Raw genomic sequence first — 9,881 nt, forward strand, 5'->3', positions numbered from 1 at the left:
ACTTCGTGCTGGCTTATACGAAAACCATTTACCTCGACTCGATGCGCCGGGCGTTCGTCTTCCTGTCCGAGATTCGAAGCATCTCCCATTTCAAATGGGCCGCCCGCAACGGCAACAAATGAGATTCCCAGAAACGGCTCTGCCAGCATTGGGTTGGGACGGGTTTCCACCGCCAGCTCTGCGCCCTTTTGAATAGCGCCTCCGGCGATCGTGCTGCTGTCCGGCGCTTGTTGCTCAGGAGCCGTTGCATGCACGGCGAAAATTTTCTCAAGCATGTCGAACGCCGGCTCATTTCGCGGATCAATGTCGTGAATTTGCGCGCAAATCTCCCGAGCCTTGTTGTATTGTCTGCGTCGCAGATGCTGTTGCGCTCGCCGCACCAGTTCAGGGATTTCCTGCCAGCGCAGCAACTTTATGAACGCGCTGTCGCCGCGAAAATGCTCCAACCCAGTCTGAATTAGATTTTGCGCCGTGGGATAATCCTCTTGTGTGAGAGCTGTATGAATATTTTGCAAAACTTCTTCGCGCATCTGTTGCAAGCGTAACCCCGCCTCGGGATTCAGCGAATCCCTCTGCAACACCTGCTGATAAACTTGGAAGGCGTTGCTGCCCGGCGGCGCAAAAAGCTTGTTGTCGCGTTCGAGCATCTCGGCCTGGCGCAACAGTCGCGCGATTTCTTCTTGCACTGAATCTTTGCTGGAATTGAGCCACCATAATAACCCCAGGGCAGATAGTACGAAAATGCCGGCAATGAGCAGCATGGTGTTTATTTTTGCACGAACCGGCGGAGAAACGCCCGCGGGCGTGAGACGGGTTTGCTCTTCGGCAAGCGTCTCGTCTGCATCGAAAGATTTTATTGTGACGCTCGGCACTTGTGCTTGCGCTATTGCCTGATCCATCACAACCAGCAATTCTTCGCAGCTCTGGTAGCGCTGGGAGGGATCCTTGGCCATACAGCGCAAGACCAATGTCTCAATCGACATGGGAATATCGCCGCGGATGCCGCGCGGCGCAGTCGGCGCATTGTTGGCAATTTTGTGCATCGTTGACCAATCGGTATCCCCGCGAAAGGGAAGTTCGCCGGTGAGGCATTGATACATTACCACGCCTAAGGAATAAATATCGCTAACCGGCGTCACAGGCTTTCCGGTAATTTGCTCCGGACTCATGTATTGCAGCGTGCCCATAATCGTGCCCGGGCGAGTGAGTTGTGACGCGTCTGCGGCGCGGGTTGATTGAGTATCCGCGGTAATGCGTGCAATACCAAAATCCGTGAGCACGGGACGGTTTTCCCGGCTGATCAAAATGTTCGCGCTTTTGATGTCGCGATGGATAAGGCCTTTGCGATGCGCATAGCCCAGGCCGTCAATGATGGGACGAATCCAATTGATCGTGGTTTTGACCGGCAAAAAACGCTCGCGCAAAATGATGCTGCGCAAATCCTCGCCGTCGATAAACTCCATTGCGATGAAATGAACACCGCTCTCGACGCCTTCGTCGTAAATTGTGATGATGCTGGGATGATTGAGCTGCGCCGCCTTGCGCGCTTCGCCGTGAAACCGTCGCAGGAATTCCTCGTCCGGCGTGAATTGTGGAGGCAAAACTTTCAGCGCCACCGGACGGTTGAGGTTTTTTTGGATGGCTTTGTAAACGATCCCCATGCCCCCGCGGCCGATCTCTTCCAAAACGTCATAGCGCGCCAGCAACGCCTCGCGAATCGCGGTTTGGCGAATGGCGCCCGCACTAGCCGGCTCCGTCAGAAAGCTGCCGCAGTGTTTACATTTGATGGCATTGACGCGGATATCTTCGTCGCAATAGGGGCAGCGTTTATAACCCTCGGTCATATTCATTCTCTCCCATTAGCAGCGGCACTCGCTCTGCCTGTTTAAAGCAGTTGGTGAAGCTGCGTTCCTCCAATAATCACACAAGAAACGCCCCTTATTGCACAGAAAAAAGCATATAATCAAGATAATTTCTGCGGAAACGGGCTGCAACGTTCGCCGCATTTTAACACACGATACCGCTGGCCCTGCGTCTCGGCTTCGCGCGCAAATTCTTGCGGATCGGCCGTGTTAAATGCGAACATCTCGTAGTGGCATGGGATCACAAGCCGCGCGCCGATTTGACGCGCCAGGGCAACAGCTTCTTGCGAATTGAGATTTCCGGCGATGCGCGGATCACCCTTGCGGCCATTGATGGGCAACAGCGCGACGTCGATAGAAAAATCCTTCAACCGACCCACGATCTCATCACGCCAAACCGTGTCCCCGCTGTGATACAGCGTCCACGGTCCGCATTGAATCACAAACCCCATGAACTTGCAACGGCCTTGTTCATCGCATTCAAGTTCTTCATGCGCCGCCGGCACGCCAGTGATTCTGAAAGCTTTGATCTCAATGGTCTCACCCGCGTTGATGCCAACCGGCATAGCCGCGTCAATCTTCAAGCGCTCAGCGACAAAATCGCGATTGGCTTCAGGAATCACAAGCGTGATTTCGGGGTTGGCATTTATCAGAGGAATCAATGTTTCCGCATCGAGATGATCGGTATGATTGTGGCTGGAGGTGACGACATCGATAAAATCGAGCCGCGCCGGATCGATTACCAACTCCGTCAGGCGAACATGCGGGCGATCAGTGTTGGCGTATTTTTTGGTCAATGAATCAGAAAGATAGGGATCGAGCAAGAGATGACGGCCCTGCCAGTGCAGCAGAAAGCCGCTTTGGCCCAGCCACCAAAGATGAAACGATTCATGTTCTGCTGCAGCGCGCCGAATGTCGGCGAGAAAAGCATCGTCTTGCAAGAAAGGCTTGATCATAAGCACTTGTCCTCGGTTTTACTGCATTTATCCTGCGAAAGCGAACAGTTGCGCTTTGAAATTTTAGTTGCGCGCCAGCCACAATCTTAATACCATGCCTCATGGAATTTTCCATCATTATACCCGTTTTCGAAGAACGGGAAAAAATAGCAGCCGATATTCAGGCGGCTTGCGCTTTTTTGCAAAGCAATCATCTTGCGGGCGAAATCATTGTTGTCGACGACGGCAGCCGCGACGATACGGCGGCTGTCGCCAAGAGTATCACATGCGGCCCGGAAGTGAGATGCACGGTCATTCGTTATGAACAAAATCGCGGCAAAGGTTTCGCCATTCGCGCCGGCGTGGCCGCGGCGAGCGGCAAGTATCTCATGTTTGCCGATAGCGGTTTGTGCATACCGTATGAAAACGCATTAGTCGGATTGCGCATGATTCAGAACGGCGATTGTGATCTCGCGCATGGCTCGCGCAAACTCGCGGCCAGCAAGATTATCAAACCTCAAACATGGCTCCGGCGCTTCACCGCCAAAATTTTCCGCGGGCTCGCGGTTTACTGGATGCGCGTGCCCGCGTCACTGTCCGACACGCAATGCGGTTTCAAGATTTATCGCGGTGAGGTCGCGCGCGAATTGTTCGGCCATTGCCGGACCAATGGATTCATGTTCGATATTGAAATCATTTTACGCGCCCGGCGCAAAGGCTACCGCATCAAAGAGTTTCCGGTGGAATGGACATGCGACCGCGACAGCCGTTTATCCTTCACGCGCAGCCCGAAACAAATTATCCGTGAGTTGAAAACCATCAAGCAAACTCTACAAAAAGAACACGCCTGAGGCGCATCACGCCGATGATGAAGCTCCGCCGAATTGCATAAAGTTTTCTTGGCCCTGCTCTTCTGTTGCAGCGATGATTGCACGGGTTTCAACGTGTTGCGCACAAAAGTCTGCAATCTCTTCGAACGTCATGATCATGAAAGCCGTTGAAATCGCATCAGAAACCGCCGCCGCCGGCGTGATCGCCCACGCTGCGCGTTTAACCGCAAGCGGCCGGCCGGAGCGAGGATCGATAATATGCTGGCCTTTTTGCAAACCCGATCCGCTCACGGCTCGATTGCAAAGATGAAGCGTCATCGGCGGCTGTTCCGAACGCATGGGATTGCTGATGCTCAACGGCCAGCCTGCGGTTTCCGGCGGCGCGCCGAGCGCATAAACCGAACTGCGGCCGCCGTGCAGCAAAGCGATTTCGATCTCCCACTCGCGCAATAGATTCGCCATCACATCAACAGCGTAACCTTTGCCAATGGCGCCCAGATCGAGATGAACCGGACTCGCTAGCAGGGTGACCGTATGCTCTAATTCATCCAGTTTCAGCAAGTGCATGCCAACATTGCGGCGCGCGTCCTCCAATTCTTTGGCCTCGGGTGTGCGCAGTGTTTTGTCCGGGTTCAACCAGCACTTCAGCAACGGGCCGACTGTGACATCGAAAGCGCCCTTGGTTTCCTGTGAAATGCGTCGGGCAAGTTGAAGGCACTCAAAGGTATCGAGACTGAGGCACAACGGCGTATGCGCGGCAAGATTGTTTATGCGTGTAATGTCGCTATTCGCGCGAAAGCGGCTTAATTCTTCCTCAAGACGATCCAATTCATGAAACGCTTCATGCGCCGCTTGTCGGGCGTAGGTCGCGTCATCATTGATAATAAAAATCTCATAAATCGTCGCCATTGCTTTGTGCGCGAAACGATGCAGGTTGGGAATCGCGCCCTCTGGCTTCGTGATGAGGTCGATGTGTTGTGATGATTGCGCCATCGCTACCCAAAGAAACCATTATGTCCTTGGTATCTCAGAATAAAATTCTGGAGGTGTCTTGCCCACTGAAATGAAATCCCACTGAAAAAAATTTCGCTTTTTGGGGTGGGAGTTCGGCTTTTGTGGGCGCTATTTTAAGATGCTCGATGAGCCTCGATTTCCAGGTTGCCTGAGAATGTGTGAAAACTTCTACAATTGAAACGCAGAGCGCTAGTCGTTACTTGAATTTTTCGATGAGGCTTCGTGTTCCAGCAAGCGATCCCACAAATCTTTTCTCACATAACCACGCAATTCGATTTGAGGGCGCAATTCCGTATAGCCGTCAAACAAAGGAACGTAGAGATAACGCTGCCCCGGCGGAGGCAACTCATAGAATTTGTGCAGCAACGCAGGCTCGAATTGCGGCGCAGCAATGACGAGTTGCGCTGCCGGCGTCGCGGCATCAACTTCCTGCCACCACCCGATGTTGTCAAATGCGCGCAAATACCACGGCAACGGCCAATAATCGTTATCCGGACAAATAACCTGCACGTGCATGTTACGGCCGTCAGGATGAATTTGCGCAATCTCTTCGACGCGCTGTACGATCTTGAAGACATCATTCACCGGGTGAGCATAGACGTAGGGATTGGCGGGATTCTCGTCGTAGCGATGGTTGGCTAAATAGGATTGCCAGGCCAAATGCACACCGCCGCCGAGCAGCACGATCAATGCAATCGCTCGCGCGGGTCTTGTGGACAGCATTTTGAACATGGCTATCGCGCCGGCGCCGGCCAACAAAATCATGCCGTGCAAAAAGCTAAGCATATTCCACGGCGTCTTGTAGGGAATCAAAGAATAGGCTGCTGTCATGATAACCGTGTAGCACACGAGAAAACGCAACAGTGCTTGATTTGCCCCGCTGCTCCAGTTCTTATTAAAGGCGGCAGTGCCGCCCACTATCGCAAGGCCAAGAATCAATCCCTCACTCCAAAACGGATTATTGCCGAGACGAAAATAGGCGAGTATGTGTAGATAGTAATGCCAGGGGTGAATGTGCAGATCGTTGTTGCCGGCGCGGGTGAGATAGGTTTTGTAGGTTAAGAGGGAATCCAATATGCCGCGCGTATGCGTGAAAAACGAGGAGAAAAACAGCAGCGAAACTGCCGCAGCCGCGATGGCGGCGGCGAGAACATGGCGGCGATTGAGCCTTTTTAAGTGTGAGATGGCTTCGCCGCGCCAGATGGCCAGCAACGCAATGGCCATCGCGGCCCACGCTAGGATGCACGTTTCTTTCGTCGCATGCATCAATCCGAAAAAAACGCCCAAAGTAACGGCCCAGCCGGGGCGCTGGCTTTGCGCATAACGATAGCCGCACACAATGACGCCAGCCGTAAAGCACACCAACAACATCTCCTGAATATAGTAGCGGCTATAATAAGCCATGGCCGGTGAGATTGCCGTCAACGCTGCCGCGACAAGCGCAGCGGCTTTCCCCCTCGCATCCGTCAACAGCAGCGGCAACAAGACAAGAACAAGGCCAAAAAAAACCGGCACCAGGCGCAGCGTCCACTCATTCACTTGGATGAGGCGGTGAGCGCCGCTGAGCCAGGCCGGGAGCAGCGTGAAGTAATTCAACGTTGGGCCATGATACTCGAAGCTGTCGTAACGATAATACCCATCTTCCAACAATGCGCCGAATTTGATGGCATGCACCGCCTCGTCGCCGTGCATGGGACGTTGCTGCAATTCTGGCAAGCGCAAAGCCAAAGCCAGAGCAATGATCGCCAGCACCAGAATGGCGCGTATGATATTCGGCTTGAGGGGTTTCGACATGGCGTGCAAGAGTCATGGAGTATAACATCAGTGGATCATTGGAGTGATGCCGGTTAGTAATCCCTCACTTCATCACTCCAACAATCCAACAACCATAAAAGCGCACGCTAAATCGCGCCAACCGGCTTGCCATACACTGCAACTTCGATGTAGTGGTTCAAATCATCGTTGCTGTTGCCGTTGCTGTAAAGCCGGACATAGCGGCCCGACACGCCTTTGGCGTCGATCAAGCGGCCTTCGGAGGTTTCAACATAATGGTTGTCCTCACCGACGCCCATTTTCGCCGAATTGTCGAGATCATTGTTGTACAACGTTGCAACATTGCTGGTGAAGTCGGCGTCGTCCGCGACTTGCACGATGACATCAAAATAGACGCGCGGCTGTTTGTGATAATGCCACGCCAGAATCGCATAAATCGTGTGCTTCTTGCCGAGATCGATGGTGACATGCTGCAAAAATGGCCCAAGCTCAACATAGCTGCCGTCGCCTGCTTCACAATCGCCGTCTGTGATCATTTTCAATTCGCCGATGACCGGCGCTTCATCCGAGCTTGACACCGGCTTGCCGGCAGCAACATTCGTCGTGCCTTCAGGCGCAAGGAAAGGCGGGCGCGGTTTACCCAGCGGCTTTTCGAGCTTGGGCACTTGAATATTTTGCGGCGTGCCGATGAACATGGGCTTGGGCAATTTAATATCAAGCTCAACCATTTTGACTTCAGCGGCGGTTGGCGCCGGTTGCACAGCCGCTTCTCCCGGTGCCGGCGCCGGGGTTTTGGCCTCGGCCTGTGTTGGCGTTTCGACCGGTTGCGATTCTGCCGGCATTGTTGCCGGCTCCTCGGCTGGCGCCGTCTCCGGAGCAGGCGTCTCCGCCGCGGGTGTTTGCGCTTCCTGCGTCGCGCCCTGATCGGCAGACTCGTTCTTGCTGCAAGAAATCATCAGCAGCGCCAGCATCGCGAACATGGCAACGAGCAGGCGCACCGGGCTTTTTTCGTGTTTGAATATCATTGAAATGCTCTCCTCAATAATTTGATTAAGATTACAGCCAACCCGAACATGAAGGGCGCGAAAAGGTTTCCGCGCATGATCTCGAGGTTTGAAGACTGCTACCGCCCGGGCGGCAGTCTCAAAACTATTTTCGGCGATTCGCCAAAACAAAATACGCATGCAACAGCACAACTGCCAGCAACAACAATCCGGCATAGCCGTGCACATGCAACAGCCATTCCTGCCCACTCGTGCCCAACAGCGGATACATCATGAAGATGGTTGAAGCAATCACCGGCAGGGCCAGCAGCAATCCCAGCCAGAAACAGATTTTTTGCCAAACATTGGGCTGGACCGGTGAAGGCGAATGATTTTCTTTTTTGAATCCTTGCCGCAGATGCTTCCAATCGTTGGCATTGAAGCGATGGCGGTGCGCCCAAAAGAGCGCGAGCGCCATGAGGCCAATAGCAAACAGCGGCGCCAGCATGAGATGCAGCATCAGCGCAAAATTCGAAACCGCAGCGCCAAAAAAAATCACCGGAAGAAAACCGGTCAGCGCCAACACAAAAACGCAGGCCAGCGTTACCAAATAGAAAAAACGCATAAGCGTGCTTAACAATGCCGGCGTCGAAAGCGAACGCCATTGCCGCAGATTGTTGGTAAGCTCAAGACTCTGCTGTCGCAAGGTTTGCTTTGTGCCGGCCAATGCCACAAGCCGGGTACGCACCGCCCAAACAATAGCGACGGTGATACCGAGAAGCCCGATCAGGGAGATGATACGGAACATGTTTTCAAGCCCGTGTGATTAGTTAAAAATCATCCGATCATGCTGGCTCACGAACACCCTTCTCATAAAACGTGACGCCCTCGCGTTGAATATGTTCGATCACGTCGGGATCGCTGATGTTGTTAAAGATGGACAGGTCAATGGTGTACGGCAGGAACGAGTCGTCGAGATCGTTGAGGATTTTGTAAATCACGTTCAGCGTCAAATCCTCGCCGCCACGCAGGGTCAGGTCAATGTCGGAGCCGTTTTTGTAATTGGCCTTGGCGCGCGAGCCGTACAGAATTGCCTGGTCCACCTGCGGGTAGCGATTAAGAACGGCGCAAATCTTCTGGATGGCGGATGGCGGGAGGCCGTACTTCATAACCCTTCTTCCGTTTTCAATTTTTCCATCTTGGCTCGAAGCGCCTCGAATTCTGTGAAGTAGGTCGCACGATTCGTAGAAGTTCTACTCCTATGGACAATGTTGTTAAAAAATCGAATTCGCGCGAATAAAACAACGATTTCTTCAACGGAAAAGCGCTGCCTGAGCTTGACTTCGGCGAGCTCAGTCGAGCCGTCGAAGGCAGCGAAGTTGCATCGATAAACCCGTTGGCTTCGACAAGCTCAGCCAACGACGATCAAAAAAATCTGTTGGCCGCTTTCAGCCGTTGGAATTTTCTTCCAATCTCTCTGCTGCTTTCATCAAACTTCCCAAGCCGTGCAGGCCATGCCACAGCAATACTGCGGAGACAATCACGCTCACGAAGATCATCAGCCATTTGAGCAGCGGGCGCAGCAGAAAGGTGAGCGCGAAGAAACGCGCATAGAAACCGCTGAGATCGGCGAAATCCGTCATCGTCTTGTAGGTTGATCGGCGGTCGGCTTCCATCGGCGAATCGACTTTCAATTGACTGAAATAAATCGGCGCATTGAATGTATGGCAATCTCCGCAGCCGCGCATGCCGAGCGATTGCGAGGCCGGGCGCACGTCATGTCCCATCGCCCAGGAATAGGGCGCTGCCGCGGCATGCTTTTCTTGCAGCAATCTGCCCGCGTTGTTCAGCCGGTAGAGTTTTCCGCCGGCGATATAAGCCGCCGTTCGCTTGCTGGAATCTGCCGCTGTGAGTCGCCGCAACATTTCTGCAATTTGGTTTTCTTCAAATGTAAACCAATCTCCCGCGCGGGTTGAATCGATGCCGTAAAAAAGAGTATCCGCCAACGCCGCAACTTCAGCGGGCGCAATCGGCGCAACCGTGTCGCCCTCCACTCTTGCCCAAAACGCAGGCCAGAACATTTTATGCGGCGCAATCTTGCCGTTATCTTCACGCACAAACACGGGCGCGGCGATATGCGGCAACGCCGACTCCGAACGGTTCACGGTATGCGTGCCCAGCGCATGCGCCAGCGACGTCTTCACCGCTTGCGTCTGCGCAGTTGGCCACGGTCCGCTATGACACGCCGTGCATGTCATCCGCTCGAAATGCAACGTTGGAATCCCGGCATGTTTGGGAATGGGCGCGCCGGCACGGCCTGCCACCGGCACCTCATGCGCATCATTCGGCAAATGGCAGCCTTCGCACGAAAAGCTTGCGGCAATGAGATTATTCTCGGCCTGCGGCTCGCCAGGATAACTGCGCGTCATGTTGTGATCCAGGCCGTTGCGATGGCAATCAACGCACAACATGCCCGAGGTCAAA

Annotated in this window: 9 protein-coding genes; 1 reads left to right on the forward strand and 8 read right to left on the reverse strand. The window is 53.7% G+C overall.

Annotated elements, in window-relative coordinates:
• A partial coding sequence (locus tag FBQ85_20325; GenBank protein ID MDL1877483.1) for a hypothetical protein occupies window positions 1-1,850 on the reverse strand: 1,850 nt, incomplete at its 3' end.
• A 113-nt stretch (window positions 1,851-1,963) separates the two neighbouring features.
• Window positions 1,964-2,818 (reverse strand): MBL fold metallo-hydrolase, encoded by an 855-nt coding sequence (locus FBQ85_20330; protein MDL1877484.1) that lies wholly within the window; start codon window positions 2,816-2,818, stop codon window positions 1,964-1,966.
• 101 nt (window positions 2,819-2,919) lie between these two features.
• Between FBQ85_20330 and FBQ85_20335 the strand changes: the two genes are divergently transcribed.
• A complete protein-coding gene (locus tag FBQ85_20335; protein MDL1877485.1) occupies window positions 2,920-3,648 on the forward strand; it encodes a glycosyltransferase in 729 nt (242 codons plus the stop codon).
• Between the two features lie 6 nt (window positions 3,649-3,654).
• On the opposite strand, the gene FBQ85_20340 is transcribed toward FBQ85_20335, so the two are convergent.
• From FBQ85_20340 to FBQ85_20365, 6 genes are all read right to left on the reverse strand, one after another.
• The gene (locus FBQ85_20340) at window positions 3,655-4,620 is read right to left on the reverse strand and encodes an FAD:protein FMN transferase (GenBank protein ID MDL1877486.1); all 966 of its coding nucleotides are present in this window, start codon (window positions 4,618-4,620) and stop codon (window positions 3,655-3,657) included.
• A gap of 210 nt (window positions 4,621-4,830) precedes the next feature.
• Complete coding sequence (locus FBQ85_20345; GenBank protein MDL1877487.1) at window positions 4,831-6,435, reverse strand: TIGR03663 family protein; 1,605 nt, start codon at window positions 6,433-6,435, stop codon at window positions 4,831-4,833.
• Window positions 6,436-6,542: 107 nt separating this feature from the next.
• A complete protein-coding gene (locus tag FBQ85_20350; protein MDL1877488.1) occupies window positions 6,543-7,142 on the reverse strand; it encodes a hypothetical protein in 600 nt (199 codons plus the stop codon).
• 421 nt (window positions 7,143-7,563) lie between these two features.
• Window positions 7,564-8,205, reverse strand: a complete 642-nt coding sequence (locus FBQ85_20355) for a hypothetical protein (protein ID MDL1877489.1) — start codon at window positions 8,203-8,205, stop codon at window positions 7,564-7,566.
• Window positions 8,206-8,242: 37 nt separating this feature from the next.
• Window positions 8,243-8,566 (reverse strand): nucleotidyltransferase domain-containing protein, encoded by a 324-nt coding sequence (locus tag FBQ85_20360; GenBank protein MDL1877490.1) that lies wholly within the window; start codon window positions 8,564-8,566, stop codon window positions 8,243-8,245.
• Between the two features lie 279 nt (window positions 8,567-8,845).
• On the reverse strand, window positions 8,846-9,868 hold the full coding sequence (locus FBQ85_20365; protein ID MDL1877491.1) for a hypothetical protein: 1,023 nt from the start codon (window positions 9,866-9,868) through the stop codon (window positions 8,846-8,848).
• Window positions 9,869-9,881 lie beyond the last annotated feature (13 nt).

The organism is Cytophagia bacterium CHB2 (assembly GCA_030263535.1).
In the GTDB taxonomy this organism is placed as follows: domain Bacteria; phylum Zhuqueibacterota; class Zhuqueibacteria; order Zhuqueibacterales; family Zhuqueibacteraceae; genus Coneutiohabitans.